The organism is Dickeya fangzhongdai, from assembly GCF_002812485.1.
GTDB lineage: Bacteria > Pseudomonadota > Gammaproteobacteria > Enterobacterales > Enterobacteriaceae > Dickeya > Dickeya fangzhongdai.
The window spans coordinates 3,995,877-4,014,958 of the sequence record NZ_CP025003.1 but is presented as its reverse complement, the minus strand read 5'-3'; the positions used below and the strand labels follow the sequence as shown (position 1 = coordinate 4,014,958).

The window sequence follows — 19,082 nt, the reverse complement described above, 5'->3', positions numbered from 1 at the left end:
TGCAGAGCAAAAAACCACTGACAGAGCCTATTCCGGGCTCGCCGTACGTTAAGGTGTTGTAGGGTTATTTTTGTTCAGAACATAACAGATGAAACAGCATGTTAGGAAGCACGATTCTCTTATCTTTTGTGAATGGAAATGCATGGACTCGGGGAATTCCACTTTGGAAAGGATCGGTTAGCGCTAAATAAATTCGCCCGGCGTTGATCACTGGTTTATCATCTGCTGATAAAAAATGAACATGACGGGCACGAACCAGGGCTAACGAGCGCCATCCCGGTTCCAGCCCGCGTTTTTCGGGGCGGTCGCCTGACTGTCCGGCAAGGTACCCAGAGGTCTCTGTGCAGTTAACAAGTTTTACAGATTATGGTTTGAGGGCGCTGATTTATATGGCGTCATTGCCGGAGGGCAAAATGACCAGCATCTCAGAAGTAACTGAAGTGTATGGCGTTTCACGTAACCATATGGTGAAGATCATTAATCAGCTGAGCCGCGCCGGGCTGGTCATGGCAGTGCGTGGCAAAAACGGCGGCATCCGGCTGGGCCGCGATGCGTCCACGATTCGCATCGGAGATGTGGTGCGAGAGCTGGAACCGTTGTCGCTGGTTAACTGCAGCAAGGAATTTTGTCATATCACCTCCGCCTGCCGCCTGAAGCAGGTGCTGCAGCAGGCTGTACAGAATTTCCTGAAAGAACTGGATAATTACACGCTCGCCGATATGGTGGAAGAAAACCCGCCCCTCTATAAATTACTTCTGGTTGAATAAGCCTGTTCAGCCGCCTGCTGATGACAACGGAGGAACCGCAATGTCACAAGATCCGTTTCTGGAACGTGAAGCAGAAAAATACGAATTCCCCATCCCCAGCCGCGAGTACATTCTTGAGCATCTGGCAAAACGGGACACCCCCATCAGCCGTGAGGAACTGGCCGCCGACCTGCAACTGACCAATGATGAACAACTGGAAGCGTTGCGTCGCCGGCTGCGCGCTATGGAGCGCGACGGTCAACTGGTGTTCACCCGCCGCCAGTGCTACGCGCTGCCGGAAAAACTGGATCTGCTGCGCGGCACGGTGCTCGGCCACCGCGATGGCTACGGCTTCCTGCGGGTGGAAGGGCGCAAAGACGATCTTTACCTCTCCGCCGAACAGATGAAGACGGTGATCCACGGCGATGTGGTGCTGGCCCAGCCGTTGGGCGAAGACCGCAGAGGGCGCCGCGAAGGGCGCATCGTGCGTATTCTGGAGCCCCGCACCAGCCAGATCGTCGGACGTTACTTCACCGAGGCCGGTACCGGCTTCGTGGTGCCGGACGACAGCCGGCTGAGCTTCGACATCCTGATCCCGCCGGAATTTATCGCCGGCGCCCGCATGGGCTCCGTGGTGGTGGTGGAACTGACCCAGCGCGCCACTCGCCGTACCAAGGCTATCGGCAAGATCGTGGAAATCCTCGGCGACAACATGGGCACCGGGCTGGCGGTGGATATCGCGCTGCGTACCCATGAAATTCCGCACAGCTGGCCGCCCAAGGTGGAAGAGCAGGTGGGCGACCTGACGGACGAGGTGCCGGAAAACGCCAAGAAAGGCCGGGTGGATCTGCGTTCCCTGCCGCTGGTGACCATCGACGGCGAAGACGCGCGCGATTTTGACGATGCGGTGTACTGCGAGAAGAAACGCGGCGGCGGCTGGCGGCTGTGGGTGGCGATCGCCGACGTCAGCTACTACGTACGCCCCGGCACGGCGTTGGACCATGAAGCCCGTGCGCGCGGCACTTCGGTTTACTTCCCGTCGCAGGTGGTGCCGATGCTGCCGGAAGTTCTTTCCAATGGGCTGTGTTCGCTCAACCCGCAGGTGGACCGCCTGTGTATGGTGTGCGAAATGACGGTTTCCACCCAGGGGAAACTGTCCGGCTATAAATTCTATGAGGCGGTGATGAGTTCTCACGCCCGTCTCACTTATACCAAGGTGTGGAGCATCCTGCAGGGCGACGAGGCATTGCGTGAGCATTACCAGCCGCTGGTGGCGCCGCTGGAAGAGCTGCACCGGATGTACAAGGTGCTGGAGCATGCCCGCGAGGTGCGCGGCGGCATCGCTTTCGAAACCGAAGAAGCCAAATTCATTTTTAACGCCGAACGCCGCATTGAGCGGGTGGAAGCGGTGGTGCGCAACGACGCGCACAAGCTGATTGAAGAGTGCATGATTCTGGCCAACATCTCGGCGGCGAAGTTTGTCGAGAAGAGCGAAGAGCCGGCGCTGTTCCGCGTGCATGACCAACCCAGCGAGGATCACGTGCTGGCGCTGCGCAGCGTGCTTGGCGAACTGGGGCTGACGCTGAAAGGCGGCATGAAGCCGCAGCCGAAAGATTACGCCGAACTGATGGATTCCATCGCCGACAGGCCGGACCACGAAATGCTGCAAACCATGCTGCTGCGTTCGATGAAACAGGCGGTGTATGACCCGGAAAACCGCGGCCACTTTGGCCTGGCGCTGACTTCGTACGCGCATTTCACCTCGCCGATTCGGCGTTACCCGGATCTGTCGCTGCATCGCGCCATCAAGTACCTGCTCAGCGACCGTAAGGCGCGCTGGACTCACAGCGGCGGCTGGCACTCGGATTTCAACGAGATGCTGCAACTGGGCGAACACTGTTCGATGACCGAACGCCGGGCCGATGAAGCCACGCGCGACGTGGCTGACTGGCTGAAGTGCGACTTCATGCAGGATCATGTCGGTGAAGCCTTCACCGGCATTATCTCCAGCGTCACCGGTTTCGGTTTCTTTGTGCGCCTCAACGACCTGTTTATCGACGGTCTGGTTCACGTTTCCACGCTGGATAACGACTACTATCGTTATGACAATGTCGGCCAGCGCTTGATCGGCGAATCCCGTGGTCAGACGTACCGACTGGGGGATGAAGTGCAGATCCGCGTTGAAGCCGTGCATATGGATGAACGCAAGATCGATTTCGCACTGGTGTCTTCCACCCGTAAGGTGCGCGGCGAAGGCAAAACCGCGCGCGATCGGGCGAAGAAAGGCGGCGAAGCGGACGCAAAACCGCCGCGTCGTCGTCGTACCGGGCAGCGCGCCAACTTTGAGCCGGATAGCGCATTCCGCAGCGACGGTGACGGCAAGCGTCAGCCTGCCGGCAAGGGCAAGGATAAAGATAAAGCGAAAACCGGCGGCAGGAAGAAGACGGCTAAATCGCAAAAGAACGCTGAAAAAACGCGTAAAATTGCTGCCGCCACTCGCGCCAAACGCGCCAGCAAAAAGAAGGCGCCGGCGGAATAACGGAAGTCGGCTGACCATCGCACCTGTATCATGGGCAGCCGGGCCGGCTGCCCCGTTAACCTGTTTGAAGCGTACTATTGAAGAGTTGTAATGAGCGAAATTATTTACGGCATCCATGCGGTGAAAGCGCTGCTGGAGCAAGACCCCCAACGTTTTCTGGAAGTGTTCACCCTTAAAGGGCGTGAGGATCGCCGCCTGCAGCCGTTGATCGCCGAGCTGGAAGCCAGCGGCATCACGGTACAGGTCGCTAACCGCCAGTGGCTGGACGACAAAGTGGAAGGCGCGGTGCATCAGGGCATTGTCGCCCGGGTGAAAGAGGGGCGTCAGTATCAGGAAAACGACCTGCCGGGGCTGCTGGCGTCGCTGGATACCCCGTTCCTGCTGGTATTGGATGGCGTAACCGACCCGCACAACCTGGGAGCCTGCCTGCGCAGCGCCGATGCGGCGGGCGTTCACGCGGTGATTGTGCCGCGCGATCGGTCTGCCCAACTCAACGCTACCGCGAAAAAGGTCGCCTGCGGCGCGGCGGAAACCGTACCGCTGATTCGTGTGACCAATCTGGCGCGCACGCTGCGTTTCCTGCAGGAGCAGAACGTCTGGATCGTTGGTACGGCGGGCGAAGCGGACCACACCCTGTATCAGAGCAAACTTACCGGCCCGCTGGCGCTGGTGATGGGTGCGGAAGGGGAAGGGATGCGTCGCCTGACCCGCGAACACTGCGATGAACTGATCAGCATTCCAATGGCGGGCAGCGTGTCGTCGCTGAACGTGTCGGTCGCCACCGGAATCTGCCTGTTTGAGGCGGTACGTCAGCGCTCGGCGTAATCATGGCGCAGGCGCGCTAAAAGAGAACGGGCGTCAGACAAGATTCCCGACAGGCAGGGCAACCGCGATAGGTTGCCCTGTTGCTATCCACTTCAGGATGGGCGTTATTTTTTCAGGCTGGCGAGTTTCTGTTCTACGGCCGCGCACCACAGCACGGAATTGCGCGATGGCCAGGAGGTCGCAGGCAGTCGGCTTTCTACCGCCTGCTGCCACACCAGCGAACCGACTTCCACATCGCCCAACTGTCCGCGGGTATTCACCTGCATTTCAACCCAGACATTCCATTCCGGGCTGCGGCACGGGTATTCCGAGGCCGCAGCCACGCCGCTAACGCCGGTTGTCAGCAGTAACAGGGCGATGGCGGCAATCTTTGTTTTCATCCTTATCCTCTCAATCTTTTTGGGGCGCTGATTGGCCTGGTTGGTTCAGGGGCGGGCGGCGGCAGGCGGGCGGTAGAAGATTGCATAGCCGTGCCAGCTATCCCGTCGCACATGTTCGTTTTCCGTCAGGCTGACCACCCGGTAGTAAGGCATGCCGCGAGCGTTGGCCTGACGCTGTATTTCCCGTACCGCATCATCCAGACTGCCGCGTACATCGACCGAAACTGAACCGGTTTTTTCCAGCAGATAGCTCTGTTCTCTGGATATTTCGGCCGCCTGTTCCGCGGGCGGCGGCGGCGGGACCGGCTTACCGGCCAGCAACGTGCAACCGCTGATCAGCATCGACAACAGGGTGCTCAGCAACACTCGGTTCAACGGCGTAACGCTGAATAGCCATGATGGGCGTGTCATTGGTGGTGTTCCGGTCAGTCCGGTACTGGGTGGATATAGTGTAACCCCTTGAGGCAGACAGGGATACCGCCGGCGTGTAACGGAGGATAACCCGCCTAAGCGGACCTCTGCCGGTAGCCGGCAGAGGTAATGAAGCGATCAGGAGTGGATGCGGAACACGCTGACCACATCGCTCAGATGATGGCCTTTTTCGCGTAGTCCCTGCGCGGTGCTTTCCGAATTCTGCACCAGCGAAGCGTTCTGGTTGATGGCCTGCCCAATCTGGTTGATGGCCACGTTAACCTGTTCAATGCCCAGCGACTGCTCGCGCGAGGCGATATCAATGTCGTTGACGATAGTGCTGACCTGCTGGATGCGATGCAGCAGATCGTCCATCACCGAACGGGTTTTTTCCGAGAAACGGTAGCCGGTTTCGATTTGATGCAGCGATTCGGCAATCAGCGCTTCGATTTCCTTCACCGCTGAAGAGCTGCGTTGGGCCAGCGAACGCACTTCGGCGGCAACCACGGCGAAGCCCTTGCCGTGCTCGCCGGCGCGTGAGGCTTCCACCGCCGCGTTGAGCGCCAGAATATTGGTCTGGAAGGCGATCGACTGGATGGTGGTGGTAATGTCGGCGATCTTCTGCGACGAGCGTTTGATTTCGCTCATGGTTTCCACCGAGTCCGTCACCGTGATGCTGCCGTTCTGCGCGGCGCTGGCGCTTTCCGCCGCCAGCCCTTTAGCGGCGGAGACGTTGTCGGCATTCTGTTTCACCGTCGAGGACAACTGTTCCATCGTGGCCGAGGTTTCTTCCACGCTGCTGGCCTGACGGGAAATCTGCTCGCTGATGTTGCCGCTGTCTTCGGCCAGCGCGTCAGTACCGGCGGCGATCTCTTCCGCGGCGTCGCGCACCTGAGACACCAGGCGGGTCAGGCCGTGGCCCATACCGTTGATGGCGTCCACCAGACGGCCGACTTCATCCTGGCTGTCGGTGGTCAGCGTCGCCTGCAGGTTACCGGCCGCGAACTGCTCCGCCACTTTAACCACTTCCTCCAGCGGCCGGCTCAGCCAGCGACGGGTAAGGTAGACAAAGAACACGGCGAACAGCACCACCAGCGCGATGCCGCCGCCCAGAAACAGATTGCGGATCGTGTTGATTTCCGCCAGCAGGCTGGCCTTGCTGATGGTGCCGATGACGACCCATTTCCACTGCGGCACGCTGCGATATACCATCACCTGGGTACGGTCATCGCCGCTCAGGCTGTTATCAGCGTATTCCAGCCTGCCGCCGTCGTTTTTCAGCACCTGCTGCAGAGCATCGCCAGACCAGTCCGGTTTTTGCCCGGCCAGCGACGGGTGCACCAGATAGGTGCCGGCCGTCGCGCCTGCCTTGCTGAGCACGATAAAGTGGCCGGTATCGCCGATACGCTTATCCAGAATGCGTTTTTGCATCTGGGCAAATTCTTTGCTGATATCAATCCCCACGAACAAAATGGCGATCACGCTGCCGCTGGCGTCGGTGACCGGTTTGTACTGGGTGATATATTGCTTGCCGAACAGTACCGCCAGGCCGCTGAAGGACTTGTTGCCGGAGACGGGCGCGAATGCCGGGCTGGCGCGATCCAGTTTGGTGCCGATGGCGCGCGAGCCGTCTTCCTTTTTCAGCGAGGTGGTGATACGCACGAAGTCGTCGCCGTCGCGCACGAAAATGGTGGAAATAGCGCCGGTACGGTTGAGAAAGTCGTCGGTGACGGCGGTGTTCATGTTGAGGACGGTATCGCCGGATTTCAGGGTCGGCGCGGTCGTGCCGCTGATGGGCAGACGCGCCTGATTGTCCACGGTAAAACGAGAAGGAAGAAAGCTGGCAAACAGATTGGTATAGCTGTCGACGCTGGCCTGCAGGCTGGTGTCGTACATGGCTATCATATCTGTAATACCCGTAACCTGACTTTCCATGTCATGCATTGTCAATGATTCCAGTTTTTCACCGGCCGAACGTGTCAGGCTGAGGCTGAATGCGATAAACAGCACGGCCACACTCAGGGAGGCGATAACTGAAAGTTTGACACCGAGGCTCCAGCGTCTAAAAGCAAGCTGCATGATAATTCTCTTTATTGTGAGACGTTATTAGGGGTGGTTAATGCCGTTAACGGCAAAAAAGTGCGAAATTTTACACTAACTGGTGCTTTTGTAACTAATTTGATCAAGATCATTGCGATCTATTTTTCTATGTGTCGATTGTTGTTGATGGTTAAATGATATACAGAATAATTGTAGGCGTTTTTTACGGTTTTACCTGTCAATCAACGAAGGAATGGAGGCAAGGATGGTAGAAATGGGAAGTGAGAATGTTTCAGGGATAGAGGTGTTGCATGCCTTTCCATCCGGCAGCCGAACGCGGCCGTTGCCAACCATTTTCTTCTTTCATGGCTATACCTCGTCGAAGGAAGTCTACGCGTATTTTGCCTACGCGCTGGCGAAGGCCGGGTTCCGCGTCATCGCGCCGGATGCGTTGATGCATGGCGCGCGGTTTGACGGCGATGAAGCGCGTCGCTGGCGCTGTTTCTGGGATATTTTCCTGAATAATGTCAGTGAATTGCCGCTCCATCTGGACTGGTGTCGGGAGCAGGGGCTGATTGACGGGGATCGGGTCGGGATTTGCGGCGCATCAATGGGGGGAATGACCGCGCTGGCTGCGATGACGCAATATCCCTGGCTGCGGGCTGTGGCCTGTTTTATGGGCTCCGGATACTTTTCATCGCTGTCGCAGACGCTGTTTCCGCCGGTCGCGCCGGAAGAGCCGGGCGCGCAGGCGCAGTTGCAGGCGCTGGCTGATCGCGTCGCGCCCTTTGATGTGCGTCATCAACTGGACAAGGTTTCCGACCGGCCGCTGCTGCTCTGGCACGGTCTGGCGGATGAGCTGGTGCCGGCGCAGGAGAGCGAACGGCTGTACCGGGAGTTAACCGCTCGCCAGTCCCACCAGCATCTGACTTACCTGACCGAGGCCGGCATCGGCCACAAGATCACCCCGACCGCCCTGCAGGCCGGCGCGGATTTCTTCTCGCGCTCGCTTTGATTTACCCGTCTATGGCCCGCCAGCGGCGGGCTATTTCTCCTGACCCAGCCCCCTCATGATGGAAATCAGCGATATGGCTTGTTTTCCCGCGTGGCAGTCAGTACAATTGCGCGTCATTTTTTCAGCCGTACACACAACACGTTCCTTGCTTCCATGGGCCGCGGCTGACCCTGACAGGAGGCTGAATAATCCGTAAGGAGCAATTCGATGCGTCATTACGAAATCGTTTTTATGGTTCATCCTGACCAGAGTGAACAGGTTCCGGGCATGATCGAGCGTTACACCGGTGCTATCACAGCAGCGGAAGGCAAGATCCACCGTCTGGAAGACTGGGGCCGTCGTCAGCTGGCTTACCCGATCAACAAACTGCACAAAGCTCACTACGTTCTGCTGAACGTTGAAGCCCCGCAGGAAGTGATCGATGAGCTGGAAACTAACTTCCGCTTCAACGACGCCGTTATCCGCAGCATGGTTATGCGCGTTAAGCACGCGGTAACTGAAGCATCTCCGATGGTTAAAGCGAAAGACGAACGCCGTGAGCGTCGTGACGAATACGCTGAAGCCGATGATGATGCTGAAGTTGGGGATTCTGAAGAGTAATTGTTGTGGTGACGGTGAATCGACTGGAGCTGTCGGGCACGGTGTGCAAGACGCCCATTCGAAAAGTCAGTCCGTCGGGTATTCCTCACTGTCAGTTTGTGCTTGAGCACCGCTCAGTGCAGGAAGAAGCCGGACTCAGCCGACAAGCATGGTGCCGTATGCCCGTGATTGTCAGCGGACACCCGTCACAGGCATTTACCCACAGTATAACGGTCGGTATGCAACTCAGGGTTCAGGGGTTCATTAGTTGCCATCAAGGGCGCAATGGCCTGAGCAAAGTGGTGCTGCATGCCGAGCAGATTGAATTGATTGATTCTGGAGACTAGCCAAATGGCACGTTATTTCCGTCGTCGCAAGTTCTGCCGTTTCACCGCGGAAGGCGTTCAAGAGATTGACTATAAAGACATCGCAACGCTGAAAAACTACATCACTGAAAGTGGTAAAATTGTACCGAGCCGCATCACCGGCACCCGTGCAAAATACCAGCGTCAACTGGCCCGCGCTATCAAGCGTGCGCGCTACCTGTCTTTGTTGCCGTACACTGATCGTCATCAGTAATCGGCCACTGTCCATTAACGAGACTTTGAGAGGATAAGGTAATGCAAGTTATTCTGCTGGATAAAGTAGCAAACCTGGGCAGCCTGGGTGATCAGGTTAACGTTAAAGCGGGCTACGCTCGTAACTTCCTGGTTCCGCAGGGCAAAGCTGTGCCGGCAACCAAGAAAAACGTTGAGTTTTTCGAAGCCCGCCGCGCTGAACTGGAAGCCAAACTGGCTGACGTTCTGGCTGCTGCTGAAGCCCGCGCTGAGAAAGTCAACGCGCTGGCTTCCGTGACCATCGCATCTAAAGCGGGTGACGAAGGCAAACTGTTCGGTTCCATCGGTACTCGCGACATCGCTGACGCGGTCACCGCTGCTGGTGTTGATGTTGCCAAGAGCGAAGTTCGCCTGCCGAACGGCGTTCTGCGCACGCTGGGTGAGCACGAAGTAAGCTTCCAGCTGCACAGCGACGTATTCGCCAAGCTGAACGTCGTGGTTGTTGCCGAGTAATTTTTACTTCGGTTGACCACAACAGGTAAAACGCTGGCCTTGTGCCAGCGTTTTGCATTGGTAAGTCGGTCAAAGCGGCCTATCATCAACGTGTGTATCACTGAACGACATACGAGATGAGCGAGCTGGTCCAATTGATGCGTGTCTATGATGCGCAGCCTCCTTTTTCTTCCCCCACGTTTCTGGTCGATCGGCTGTGGCCGCGCGGCATCGCCAAAATCCGTCTACCCGACGTCGTCTGGCTTAAAGACGTCGCACCCAGTCATGAATTGCGCCGCTGGTATCATGCTAACCCAGTAGAGTGGGAAACATTCGTCGGGATGTACCGCGCGGAGCTGAGTCAGCACACTGCGTGGCAGCCGCTGGCGGCGTTATTGCGTCAGTCGCAGCCGATAACCCTGCTGTATGGCAGCCGGGATACGGAACGGAATCATGCGGTGGTGTTGCGTGATTTTTTGATAGAACAGGCTGCGCTTAGCGAACGCGAATGAAGGAACCGTCCTGCTGGCGAACGAACTGCACCTGCTGACCGTCCGGGGTGTCGATCTCAAGCTGGCTCACCATTCCTTGCGTATTGAGCTGCAGCTGGACTTTCTGCCCGGTCCGCAGATTGCTGAGCGGCTTGCTTTGCCCCTCCACCTGCGCCATGGCGAAGACATCGTTGACGGGAAGGTTGTTGTCGCGAAACAGCTGGGCCAGCGTCTGGCCGGACGCGATCTGATAGGATTGCCAGGTGGCGCCAGACGTCGCCGGGCGCGGCGTCTGGCTGGCGGTGGCTGCAGGAGCCACCAATTGCGCCTGTATAGGCGCGGTCTGCGAGCTGAGCGGCACGTCCACCTGACGGGAAGGCGCGGGGGCTGGGGGGGACACCGGCCACAGCAGCACCAGCAACAGCAAACACAGCAAAATCAAAATACAACGACGGTGAAAATAGGGCAGCGGTTCCATCCAGCTGAAATCATCCGGCAGATGCCAAAGCGTTCGCAGCCAGGGTTGCTGTCTGCGATGTCTGCGGCGTGGAGCGGGGTCCGGGGTAACCGTCTCCGTCTCGTCTGCGCTTTCTTCCGGTTCACCGGGAATTTCCTTGCGTCGACGCCATTGGGCCAGCCAATTCTGGCAGGATTGCCATAGCGTCAGGTGATTCCAGGTGGATTGCTTTCTCCTGGGCGCGATTCTGCCCATGGTGACCTCTCTTAGAACCGTATAAAGGTGAAACAGCTTAATTATATCGGTAATCAAGGACAGATAACCAGTTAAGGTCATCGTCATTGGGTTCCGACGCCGCAAACATGAGCGGTTTGACGCTGTGCCGGCCGGCAACACGGCGAGATCGCGACAGAACGTTTTACCCTCAACCGACTCGCTGCTATGCTGCGCTTTCGTATTTTACAGATTAAAGGAACATTCATGACAACGCCTTCTTATGACAGCGTCGAAGCGCAGGCAAGCTACGGCATTGGCCTGCAGATTGGTCAACAACTGCAGGAATCTGGTCTGGAGGGGTTGATCCCCGATGCGCTGGTAGCGGGTCTGTGCGATGCGCTGGAAGGAAAAGCGCCTGTGGTGCCGGTTGATGTGGTACATCGCGCGTTGCGTGAAGTGCATGAGCGGGCGGATGCGGTGCGTCGTGAGCGTCAGCGTGAGCAGGCGGCGGAAGGCCAGCGCTTTCTGGAAGCCAACGCTGGCAAAGACGGCGTCAGCAGCACCGAGACCGGCCTGCAGTTCCGTGTACTGACGCAGGGCGAAGGCGCTATCCCGGCGCGTCAGGATCGGGTGCGGGTTCACTACACCGGCCGCCTGATTGACGGCACCGTGTTCGACAGCTCGGTGCAGCGCGGCCAGCCGGCGGAATTCCCGGTTAGCGGCGTGATTCCTGGCTGGATCGAAGCGTTGACGCTGATGCCGGTCGGTTCGAAGTGGGAACTCTATATTCCTCAGAATCTGGCGTATGGCGAACGTGGCGCGGGTGCGTCCATCCCGCCGTTCAGCACGCTGATTTTTGAAGTGGAACTGCTGGAAATCCTGTAAGTTTCTCTGCCGGGGACGTCGCGACCCGGCATGCTTTTCTCTGACCTATCATGGCGTTAGCCGCAGCGGCCTCATTGCTTTCATCCCTGCTGATTCCGTGTCGTGTAACCCGTCGATACACCTCGTAAAGGCGGCCTGACGATTGCCTCGTTATGCTGACGTCGATAAGCGGCGCCAAACCTGAATTGCTTTCCTGAAGGTATTAATATTTAGCCATTTTCTGATAGCGGCTCATGGCGGCGCGCCGTATAAGTGAGTCATCCGCCGCATCGCGGTGAAGCAGAGGTTAGCATTATGATTAAGCCACTTTTATTAGGTGCCATTATGACGGGTGTACTGTTGTCGGCGATGCCCGCCGCACAGGCCGACAGCCTGAGTCTGGCGCTGCCGGGTGTGTATCTTCACATCGGCGATCGTGACGATCGTGGCTATTACTGGGACGGCAATCGTTGGTGCGATCCCGACAGCTGGTATGAGCGTCGGCACCATCATGCCCGCCAGGTTTATTACTACGCACCGCCACCCCCGCCACGCGTTGTGGTGATTGAACGCCCGCAACCGGTTTACGTTGTCCCTGCCGGACCACGCGGTCCGGGGCCTGGCCCGGGGTGGGGCGGCTGGGGCCATCATGGCGGCGGCCCGCGCTGGTAAGCCGGGCGGCCGATAACGAAAAGACAAAAACCGCGCTAAAACGGCGCGGTTTTTTTATGGCGGCGGGCGCGGTGTGATGGATAGGCGCTGACGGATAACGCCAATTACTCGCCCCGCAGTGCCCGTGGGAACAGCTGGTTATTTTCCAGATGGATGTGCTCCATCAGGTCGTCGATAAACTCGTTGATGCCGGTATACAGCGCCCGCCAGGTGGTGCAGGCATTAGCGGGCGGCGTAACGTTGTTGGTGATCGTTTTGACCACTTCCAGTTGCTGACCGGCGTCATCATGTTCGTGTTCCATCATCGAAATCGGTCCGCCGGCTTGCGCGCCCATACCGGACTGAATCATCGGGAACAGGATCCGTTCTTCTTTCATCATGTGTTGCGCCAGATCGTCGTGAATCAGCATCAGTTGATTGGTCAGTCCGTGCGGGCAGGCCGGTTTGTCGTGGTGCACGCGTTCCACTTTTTCGGCCATGTGGATCAGTTCCGGCAACTGCTCACGGTGACGATCGTGGAAACGGCTGATGATGTGTTGGATCATCTCGCTCAACGAGGCCTGCTGCCAGTCTTTTTCCGTTGACGGCTGCGCCGCCAGATCGGCCAGACGCGATTCCAGTATCTCGATATCCAACGCCTGTTTGCTGGCGGCGCGCAGCAGCGTCTGTTTGCCGCCACAGCAGAAATCGAGGTTGAATTCACGAAACAGCGCGGTGGCGCGAGGGATGGTGATGGCCAGTTCGCCTAATGATTGGTCGCGGTAATGCATGATGGGTACCCCTGAACGGTGTAATTTATAAAATGTATTTTAAATGCATCTTTTAAAATTAGCTATCCCTAAAAAGGATTACGATGGCGAATGCGGGGGAGACGAAAAAAAACCGCGCCGTGGGAGCGCGGTTTGATAGGGTTACTGTTTTTGCAGGTCCAGACGGTAGACGGCAAAGCCGATGTCGTCGTTACCTACCAGCGTTAGCGGGTACTGCGATTTTTCCTTGATGAAGGCAGCCGCTTTCGGCGACGGCGATGTTTCCACCCGGATATCCAGCGGGGTATCACTGACAATTTTTGCCAGACGCCAGTTGTTGTCCGCGGCCGGTTTTACCTCGCCGGTTTTTTTCGTTTCGGCGCTGATATAGGCGGCCAGCACCGCGCGGTTTTCATCCGGCGAGGCGAACGCGACCTGTTTTTCGCCGGTGCCGGCGAATTTCTCGCCGTAGGCGCGGTAGTTGTTGGTGGCGATCAGGAACGTGGCCTGCGGATCGATGGGTTTGCCTTTGAAGGTCAGATCCTTGATGCGATGCGCATTGCCGTTGATCAACTGGCACTCGCCGTCGTAGCGGGCGGGCTGGGTGACGTCGATCTGATAATTCACGCCGTCAATAACGTCAAAGTTGTAGGTGCGAAAGCCTTCCCAGTTGATGAGCGACTGCGGCTCGCGTTTGTGCGCGTCAATCTGGTTGAACTGACCGGCGGAGCATTCCAGCCATTCCCGTACCTGCTCGCCTTTAACTTTTACCACTACCAGCGTGTTGGGGTAGAGATAGAGGTCGGCGGCGTTACGGAAGGTCAACTGGCCTTTTTCCACTTCCACGTAGCTGGCCGGGTCGTTCTTGCGGCCGCCCGCTTTGAACGGCGCCGCCGCCGACAGCACCGGCAGTTCGGCTAAATCCGGGTCGCCCTGAATAAAGTGCTCGACGTACGCGGTCTGCGCGTTGTTGACAATCTGCACCGTCGGGTCGTCCTGAATCAGCGACAGGTAGCTGTACATATTGTCGGAAGCTTTGCCGATCGGCTTACTGACGAACTCGCGGGTTTTCTGATGGGCGTCCGACAGCACGTTGACCAGTTGCGGGTCTTCCGCCGCCAGCGATTTCTTCTGCGCTTTGTCGTAGATCGGGCGGGCTTCCGCCTTACCTTCGGTCACTTTCCACTGGCCGCTGTCGTTGTTCAGTACCAGATCCACCACGCCGAGATGGTCGCCCCACTGGCCGGGCATCACGGCGGGAACGCCGTTCAGCGTGCCTTTTGCGATATCGGCGCCTTTGATGCTGGCGAAATCCTTGCTCGGGAATACCGCGTGGGCGTGGCCGAACATAATGGCGTCAATACCGGGGATGTGGCTTAAGTAGTAGACCGAGTTTTCCGCCATCGTTTTGTACGGCTCCGCCGACAGGCCGGAATGCGGTATGGCAACCACCACGTCCGCCCCCTGTTTGCGCAGTTCCGGCACCCATTTTTTCGCGGTTTCGGTAATGTCCGCTACCGTAACTTTGCCGCTTAGGTTAGCTTTGTCCCACACCATGATTTGCGGCGGCACGAAGCCGATATAACCAATGCGCAGCTCGTGGGATTTGCCGTCGCGGTCTTTCACCGTTTTCTTTTCGATCAGGTAAGGGGTAAACAGCGGTTTGCCGGTTTTCGCGTCCAGCACGTTGGCGTTGATATACGGGAAATGGGCGCCGGCCAGCGCGTTGTGCAGGTAGTCCAGCCCGTAGTTGAATTCGTGGTTACCGATATTGCCGACCGCATAATCCAGCGTGTTCATCGCCAGATAGACCGGGTGCACGTCGCCTTTCTGCAACCCTTTGGCGGCGGCGTAGTCGCCCAGCGGGCTGCCCTGAATAATGTCGCCGTTGTCCACCAGCACGCTGTTGACGGCTTGCTGACGGGCGGCTTGAATCAGGCTGGCGGTACGGACCAGTCCGAATTTATCCGTTGGACTGTCTTTATAGTAGTCATAGTCCATCATATTGCTGTGAAGATCGGTGGTTTCCAGCACCCGTAAATCGACGGTGGCTGCCTGAGTGGCGTTAGCGATGGCTATCGCGAGCAGGCTCAGCACCAGCTTATGCTTCATAAAGGTCGCTCCTGTGACGAGGTATCAACATGGCGGCGCCTGCGCAGTCGGACGGTTGTCCGACAATGGCGGCGCGGCCAGAATGTGTATCGCAGATTTTGATGAATATCGTGTTAAATATCAGCCTGAATTGTGAAGCATGACATAGAATTCCGGGGCAGACATAAAAATGGCCCGGTGCGTGCGCTGTCGCGGCACCTGACACATGGCCTGTACGTATAATGAGGTGAAACGATGTTAGAACAGATCTGCCAACTGGCGCGTGAGGCGGGAGACGCCATCATGCAGGTTTATAACGGTCAGCAGCCGCTGAACGTGGCGCTAAAGAAAGACGACTCGCCGGTGACGGCCGCCGACCTGGCGGCGCATCAGGTGATTGCGCGTGGATTGGCCGAACACTACCCCGAGACTCCGATGCTGTCGGAGGAGGACCCGCAGGCGTGGTCCGAACGTCAGCACTGGCAGCGTTACTGGCTGGTGGATCCGCTGGACGGCACCAAAGAATTTCTCAATCGCAACGGCGAGTTCACCGTCAATATCGCGCTGATCGATAACGGCAAACCGGTGCTGGGCGTCGTATACGTGCCGGTGACCGGGGTGATGTACGCCGCGGCGGACGGCAAGGCCTGGAAGGAAGAGGGTGGGAAACGCCGCGCCATTCAGGTAAAAGACGCCAGACCGCCGCTGGTCGTGGTGAGCCGCTCTCACGCCGATGCAGAGCTGGACGATTATCTGCGACAGTTGGGCGAACACCAGACCGTGTCCATTGGCTCGTCGCTGAAGTTCTGTCTGGTGGCGGAGGGCAAGGCCCAGCTTTATCCGCGTTTTGGGCCGACCAATATCTGGGATACCGCCGCCGGGCACGCGGTGGCGCTGGCCGCCGGCGCGCAGGTGCATGACTGGCAAGGGCGCTCGCTCTCTTATCTGCCGCGCGAATCCTTCCTGAATCCGGGCTTTCGCGTTTCACTGTTCTGATGCCTTTTCCGGTCGCTCCGGCCGGATTTTTCCTGATGATAGCCACGGCAGGCGATAGGCCTGCCGTGCTCTTCCCGCCTTCCCGTTTTTATCTTTATGCCGCTGGCGGCGCACTGTCGTTTTTTGGTCATATTTTCACGGTAGATTGGCGGCCGTTGATGCGTTTACCGTCGCGTATGTGAGTTTGCGGCATATCGCACATACGGCAATAACTTGAAGGTTTATACTGATTTAAAAAGTATGGCATTAGTCTATTCGGTAAAAATATGTAAACGCCGTAAATAATTCTGTCATTGCGGGAACTAACCGCAGGATAAGGACACTAACCAGTTGTACGTGATTGCCGTGCTGAACATCATCCGACCCTAATTGGGAACGGGTAGCGCGGTGGAAAAAAAACGGGAGGAGAGGAAGACGATGAGGATCTTCGAACGTTACAACCCCCTGAAGGTCGCCAAGTATGTGAAAATCCTGTTTCGTGGAAGACTCTACATTAAAGGGATTGGCGCTTTTGAATTTGATCAGGGCCGCATTCTGTTGCCCAAAACGCAGGATAAACAGCATCTGGTGGTGATGTCCGAAGTCAACCGTCAGGTACTGAAGTTGCAGGCTGAATTGGGTTGAAGGAACTCGCCCCCTGCGACAGGAAAACGGCCCGTTAACGGGCCGTTGTTATTTGTTGGGGTTGTACTCTTTGTTGAAGTTAGTGCGCGAAGCGGCTTATGCCGGATGCGTTTCAGCGTTGAGCGCCGTTTTTTCTTCCAGCCGTGTGACCAGCAGCTGGTCGATCTTGTAGCTGTCGATATCCACCACTTCGAACTTATACCCGGCGTAGCGAACAAAATCGGTGCGTTTGGGGATTTTACGCAGCGTGTACATCATGAACCCGCCGATGGTTTCGTAATTGTCGGAGTGGGGGAACTCATCGATGCTGAGTGCACGCATGACATCTTCTATCGGCGTACCGCCATCGACAAGCCAGGAGTTCTCGTCACGGGCGACGATCTGCTCTTCCAGCCCCTGCCCAACCAGGTCGCCCATCAGCGTGGTCATCACGTCGTTAAGGGTGATAATTCCCACCACCAGCGCGTACTCGTTGAGGATCACCGCGAAGTCTTCGCCGGCGGTTTTGAAACTTTCCAGCGCTTCCGACAGCGTCAGCGTGTCCGGCACGATCAGCGCCGGGCGAATCTGTACGCCGCTGGTCAGTTCCAGACTCTGATTGCCCAGCACCCGGTTCAGCAGATCCTTGGAATCCACATAGCCGACAATCTGATCGATGGTGCCGTTGCACACCAGAAACTTGGAATGCGGCTGGTGCGCGATTTTCTCTTTGATCTGCGTTTCATCTTCATGCAGGTCGAAATAGACCACGCTTTCGCGCGAGGTCATTGAAGAGGGCACGGTGCGCGACTCCAGTTCGAACACGTTTTCGATCAGCTCATGTTCCTGTTTACGCAGTACGCCGGCCAGCGCGCCGGCTTCCACCACCGCATAGATATCGTCGGGAGTGATGTCTTCTTTACGCACCATCGGCAGCTTGAACAGCCGGAAAATCAGGTTAGCCAGACCGTTGAACAGCCAGACCAGCGGGCGGAACACCAGCAGACAGAAGCGCATGGGGTTGATGATCCGAATGGCTATCGCTTCCGGGGCAATCATACCAATGCGTTTCGGCGTCAGGTCGCCAAACAGGATGAACAGGCTGGTAACCAGCACAAACGAGCAGATAAAACTGGCGCGGGCGACCATGTCCTGCGGCAGAAAGCTGGCAAACAGCATTTCGAAATAGGGCGAGAAGGCGGCGTCGCCGATGATACCGGCCAGGATGGCGACCGCGTTGAGGCCGATCTGAATCACGGTGAAGAAAATGCCCGGCGTTTCCTGAAATTTCAGTACCAGGGCGGCGTTCAGGTCTCCTTCGTCGGCCATCAGCTTCAGTTTGATCTTGCGTGAAGCGGCCAGCGATATTTCAGACAAAGAGAAAAACGCACTGATGGCGATAAGACATAAAATAATTAACAGACTGTTTAACATAGTTTTTTCGCACAGTCGTCACGGACGGCGAACCTCTGAAAGGGAATAACATTATGGGTGCGGCATCGCCGCAACAGGGGCCGGAAGCCGGCCCGTGGTCGCCCAGTATAGCAGGCGAGGTTAAATCGCCGCCAGTTTCACCCCTGCGGGGGCAGGCAAACCCCGATGCCGCCCAGCCCACAATAGCCGTTCGGGTTCTTGTGCAGGTATTGCTGGTGCTCGTCTTCGGCGTAGTAAAACGGCCCGGCGGGCTGGATTTCCGTGGTGATGTCGCGGTTCTCGCCCGCATCGCGCATGGCCTGCTGGAAGCGCTGGTAGCTCTCTTTCGCCGCGGTTTCCTGCTCCGGGGTTAACGTATAGAGAGCGGAACGATACTGCGTACCGATGTCGTTGCCCTGTCGCATGCCTTGCGCCGGGTTATGATTTTCCCAAAACAGTTGCAGTAACTGCGGGTAACTCACCACCGCAGGATCAAACACCACCCGCACGGCTTCCGCGTGGCCGGTTTTGCCGGTGCACACTTCCCGATAAGTGGGGTTGGGGGTATAGCCGCCGCAATACCCGGACGCAGTGCTGTACACCCCGGACTGTTGCCAGAACAGCCGTTCCACGCCCCAGAAGCAGCCCATGGCGAAGATCGCCACCTCCATGTGATCCGGCACATGGGTCATGGAATGCTGATTCACCACATGCAGACGGGCGACCGGCATCGGTGTGGTGCGGCCCGGCAGGGCGTCCGACTGGCCGATCAGCTGTGTCTTATCAAAATTCGCTATCACGTTTGGCTCCTGATTATCACCCTGTGTTTCATACTTTCAGAGCATAACCGAGTTAATGCGCTCTGTCTTTATGGCGAAATAGCACGGCAATATGACAGCGATGCTGGCGTCGGGCGGCGCGTTGCAACGATAGGCGCACGTATGGT

General features: G+C 57.4%; 21 protein-coding genes. 13 read left to right on the top strand and 8 right to left on the bottom strand.

Annotated elements, in window-relative coordinates; translation table 11 throughout:
• Nucleotides 1–341 precede the first annotated feature (341 nt).
• From nsrR to rlmB, 3 genes are all read left to right on the top strand, one after another.
• A complete protein-coding gene (nsrR, locus tag CVE23_RS18005; protein WP_038666099.1) occupies nucleotides 342–767 on the top strand; it encodes a nitric oxide-sensing transcriptional repressor NsrR in 426 nt (141 codons plus the stop codon).
• A gap of 40 nt (nucleotides 768–807) precedes the next feature.
• Entirely contained in the window at nucleotides 808–3,285 is a 2,478-nt protein-coding gene (gene rnr / locus CVE23_RS18000) for a ribonuclease R (protein WP_038920104.1), read from the top strand.
• A 90-nt stretch (nucleotides 3,286–3,375) separates the two neighbouring features.
• Nucleotides 3,376–4,110: a 23S rRNA (guanosine(2251)-2'-O)-methyltransferase RlmB gene (gene rlmB, locus CVE23_RS17995; RefSeq protein ID WP_100850066.1), complete on the top strand. Its 735-nt coding sequence runs from the start codon at nucleotides 3,376–3,378 to the stop codon at nucleotides 4,108–4,110.
• A gap of 104 nt (nucleotides 4,111–4,214) precedes the next feature.
• Here the strand turns inward: rlmB and CVE23_RS17990 are convergent, their stop codons facing one another.
• The 3 genes from CVE23_RS17990 to CVE23_RS17980 form a co-directional block, all read right to left on the bottom strand.
• Complete coding sequence (locus CVE23_RS17990; protein WP_038920102.1) at nucleotides 4,215–4,490, bottom strand: hypothetical protein; 276 nt, start codon at nucleotides 4,488–4,490, stop codon at nucleotides 4,215–4,217.
• A gap of 45 nt (nucleotides 4,491–4,535) precedes the next feature.
• Nucleotides 4,536–4,901 carry a biofilm peroxide resistance protein BsmA gene (gene bsmA, locus CVE23_RS17985; RefSeq protein ID WP_100850065.1) on the bottom strand — a complete coding sequence of 122 codons (366 nt, stop codon included), beginning with the start codon at nucleotides 4,899–4,901 and terminating at the stop codon, nucleotides 4,536–4,538.
• 138 nt (nucleotides 4,902–5,039) lie between these two features.
• A complete protein-coding gene (locus CVE23_RS17980; protein WP_049853847.1) occupies nucleotides 5,040–6,980 on the bottom strand; it encodes a methyl-accepting chemotaxis protein in 1,941 nt (646 codons plus the stop codon).
• Between the two features lie 226 nt (nucleotides 6,981–7,206).
• Between CVE23_RS17980 and yjfP the strand changes: the two genes are divergently transcribed.
• The 6 genes from yjfP to CVE23_RS17950 all read left to right on the top strand — a co-directional run bounded on the left by yjfP (nucleotide 7,207) and on the right by CVE23_RS17950 (nucleotide 10,096).
• On the top strand, nucleotides 7,207–7,956 hold the full coding sequence (yjfP, locus tag CVE23_RS17975; protein ID WP_049853848.1) for an esterase: 750 nt from the start codon (nucleotides 7,207–7,209) through the stop codon (nucleotides 7,954–7,956).
• Nucleotides 7,957–8,163: 207 nt separating this feature from the next.
• Nucleotides 8,164–8,556, top strand: a complete 393-nt coding sequence (gene rpsF / locus CVE23_RS17970; RefSeq protein ID WP_012768533.1) for a 30S ribosomal protein S6 — start codon at nucleotides 8,164–8,166, stop codon at nucleotides 8,554–8,556.
• Nucleotides 8,557–8,561: 5 nt separating this feature from the next.
• On the top strand, nucleotides 8,562–8,882 hold the full coding sequence (gene priB, locus CVE23_RS17965) for a primosomal replication protein N (protein WP_038920098.1): 321 nt from the start codon (nucleotides 8,562–8,564) through the stop codon (nucleotides 8,880–8,882).
• A gap of 4 nt (nucleotides 8,883–8,886) precedes the next feature.
• Complete coding sequence (rpsR, locus tag CVE23_RS17960; protein ID WP_000135199.1) at nucleotides 8,887–9,114, top strand: 30S ribosomal protein S18; 228 nt, start codon at nucleotides 8,887–8,889, stop codon at nucleotides 9,112–9,114.
• Between the two features lie 41 nt (nucleotides 9,115–9,155).
• Entirely contained in the window at nucleotides 9,156–9,605 is a 450-nt protein-coding gene (gene rplI / locus CVE23_RS17955) for a 50S ribosomal protein L9 (RefSeq protein WP_033569210.1), read from the top strand.
• Between the two features lie 116 nt (nucleotides 9,606–9,721).
• On the top strand, nucleotides 9,722–10,096 hold the full coding sequence (locus CVE23_RS17950; RefSeq protein ID WP_038920097.1) for a DUF488 domain-containing protein: 375 nt from the start codon (nucleotides 9,722–9,724) through the stop codon (nucleotides 10,094–10,096).
• Here the strand turns inward: CVE23_RS17950 and CVE23_RS17945 are convergent.
• Nucleotides 10,080–10,787: a LysM-like peptidoglycan-binding domain-containing protein gene (locus CVE23_RS17945; RefSeq protein ID WP_038920096.1), complete on the bottom strand. Its 708-nt coding sequence runs from the start codon at nucleotides 10,785–10,787 to the stop codon at nucleotides 10,080–10,082. The genes CVE23_RS17950 and CVE23_RS17945 overlap by 17 nt on opposite strands.
• Nucleotides 10,788–11,012: 225 nt before the next feature.
• On the opposite strand from CVE23_RS17945, the gene bamJ reads away from it, so the two are divergent.
• Nucleotides 11,013–11,633 (top strand): BamJ family beta-barrel-assembly machinery protein, encoded by a 621-nt coding sequence (gene bamJ, locus CVE23_RS17940; RefSeq protein WP_042860926.1) that lies wholly within the window; start codon nucleotides 11,013–11,015, stop codon nucleotides 11,631–11,633.
• 294 nt (nucleotides 11,634–11,927) lie between these two features.
• Nucleotides 11,928–12,284 carry a DUF2502 domain-containing protein gene (locus tag CVE23_RS17935; RefSeq protein WP_038920095.1) on the top strand — a complete coding sequence of 119 codons (357 nt, stop codon included), beginning with the start codon at nucleotides 11,928–11,930 and terminating at the stop codon, nucleotides 12,282–12,284.
• 104 nt (nucleotides 12,285–12,388) lie between these two features.
• Here CVE23_RS17935 and ytfE read toward each other — a convergent pair whose 3' ends face one another.
• Nucleotides 12,389–13,054, bottom strand: coding sequence for an iron-sulfur cluster repair protein YtfE (ytfE, locus tag CVE23_RS17930; RefSeq protein WP_100850064.1), 666 nt, complete (start codon nucleotides 13,052–13,054; stop codon nucleotides 12,389–12,391).
• Between the two features lie 141 nt (nucleotides 13,055–13,195).
• Nucleotides 13,196–15,145 carry a bifunctional 2',3'-cyclic-nucleotide 2'-phosphodiesterase/3'-nucleotidase gene (locus tag CVE23_RS17925; protein ID WP_100850063.1) on the bottom strand — a complete coding sequence of 650 codons (1,950 nt, stop codon included), beginning with the start codon at nucleotides 15,143–15,145 and terminating at the stop codon, nucleotides 13,196–13,198.
• A 234-nt stretch (nucleotides 15,146–15,379) separates the two neighbouring features.
• Here CVE23_RS17925 and cysQ point away from each other — a divergent pair, with 234 nt between their 5' ends.
• Both cysQ and CVE23_RS17915 read left to right on the top strand, forming a co-directional pair.
• On the top strand, nucleotides 15,380–16,120 hold the full coding sequence (gene cysQ / locus CVE23_RS17920) for a 3'(2'),5'-bisphosphate nucleotidase CysQ (RefSeq protein WP_038920093.1): 741 nt from the start codon (nucleotides 15,380–15,382) through the stop codon (nucleotides 16,118–16,120).
• A 417-nt stretch (nucleotides 16,121–16,537) separates the two neighbouring features.
• The gene (locus tag CVE23_RS17915) at nucleotides 16,538–16,744 is read left to right on the top strand and encodes a DUF1107 domain-containing protein (protein ID WP_012768543.1); all 207 of its coding nucleotides are present in this window, start codon (nucleotides 16,538–16,540) and stop codon (nucleotides 16,742–16,744) included.
• A gap of 96 nt (nucleotides 16,745–16,840) precedes the next feature.
• Here the strand turns inward: CVE23_RS17915 and paeA are convergent, their stop codons facing one another.
• Nucleotides 16,841–18,157, bottom strand: coding sequence for a polyamine export protein PaeA (paeA, locus tag CVE23_RS17910; protein WP_038920092.1), 1,317 nt, complete (start codon nucleotides 18,155–18,157; stop codon nucleotides 16,841–16,843).
• Nucleotides 18,158–18,294: 137 nt separating this feature from the next.
• Nucleotides 18,295–18,933, bottom strand: coding sequence for a peptide-methionine (S)-S-oxide reductase MsrA (gene msrA / locus CVE23_RS17905; protein WP_038921109.1), 639 nt, complete (start codon nucleotides 18,931–18,933; stop codon nucleotides 18,295–18,297).
• Nucleotides 18,934–19,082: the final 149 nt, after the last annotated feature.

What these genes read in the sequence shown, in the direction of transcription:
- rpsF (WP_012768533.1), top strand. Translation starts at nt 8,164, where the DNA reads ATGCGTCATTACGAAATCGTTTTTATGGTTCATCCTGACCAGAGTGAA.
- CVE23_RS17950 (WP_038920097.1), top strand. Translation starts at nt 9,722, where the DNA reads ATGAGCGAGCTGGTCCAATTGATGCGTGTCTATGATGCGCAGCCTCCT.
- CVE23_RS17935 (WP_038920095.1), top strand. Translation starts at nt 11,928, where the DNA reads ATGATTAAGCCACTTTTATTAGGTGCCATTATGACGGGTGTACTGTTG.
- rlmB (WP_100850066.1), top strand. Translation starts at nt 3,376, where the DNA reads ATGAGCGAAATTATTTACGGCATCCATGCGGTGAAAGCGCTGCTGGAG.
- CVE23_RS17945 (WP_038920096.1), bottom strand. Translation starts at nt 10,787, where the DNA reads ATGGGCAGAATCGCGCCCAGGAGAAAGCAATCCACCTGGAATCACCTG.
- rpsR (WP_000135199.1), top strand. Translation starts at nt 8,887, where the DNA reads ATGGCACGTTATTTCCGTCGTCGCAAGTTCTGCCGTTTCACCGCGGAA.
- bsmA (WP_100850065.1), bottom strand. Translation starts at nt 4,901, where the DNA reads ATGACACGCCCATCATGGCTATTCAGCGTTACGCCGTTGAACCGAGTG.
- yjfP (WP_049853848.1), top strand. Translation starts at nt 7,207, where the DNA reads ATGGTAGAAATGGGAAGTGAGAATGTTTCAGGGATAGAGGTGTTGCAT.
- bamJ (WP_042860926.1), top strand. Translation starts at nt 11,013, where the DNA reads ATGACAACGCCTTCTTATGACAGCGTCGAAGCGCAGGCAAGCTACGGC.
- cysQ (WP_038920093.1), top strand. Translation starts at nt 15,380, where the DNA reads ATGTTAGAACAGATCTGCCAACTGGCGCGTGAGGCGGGAGACGCCATC.
- rnr (WP_038920104.1), top strand. Translation starts at nt 808, where the DNA reads ATGTCACAAGATCCGTTTCTGGAACGTGAAGCAGAAAAATACGAATTC.
- CVE23_RS17915 (WP_012768543.1), top strand. Translation starts at nt 16,538, where the DNA reads ATGAGGATCTTCGAACGTTACAACCCCCTGAAGGTCGCCAAGTATGTG.
- CVE23_RS17980 (WP_049853847.1), bottom strand. Translation starts at nt 6,980, where the DNA reads ATGCAGCTTGCTTTTAGACGCTGGAGCCTCGGTGTCAAACTTTCAGTT.
- ytfE (WP_100850064.1), bottom strand. Translation starts at nt 13,054, where the DNA reads ATGCATTACCGCGACCAATCATTAGGCGAACTGGCCATCACCATCCCT.
- paeA (WP_038920092.1), bottom strand. Translation starts at nt 18,157, where the DNA reads ATGTTAAACAGTCTGTTAATTATTTTATGTCTTATCGCCATCAGTGCG.
- rplI (WP_033569210.1), top strand. Translation starts at nt 9,156, where the DNA reads ATGCAAGTTATTCTGCTGGATAAAGTAGCAAACCTGGGCAGCCTGGGT.
- CVE23_RS17925 (WP_100850063.1), bottom strand. Translation starts at nt 15,145, where the DNA reads ATGAAGCATAAGCTGGTGCTGAGCCTGCTCGCGATAGCCATCGCTAAC.
- CVE23_RS17990 (WP_038920102.1), bottom strand. Translation starts at nt 4,490, where the DNA reads ATGAAAACAAAGATTGCCGCCATCGCCCTGTTACTGCTGACAACCGGC.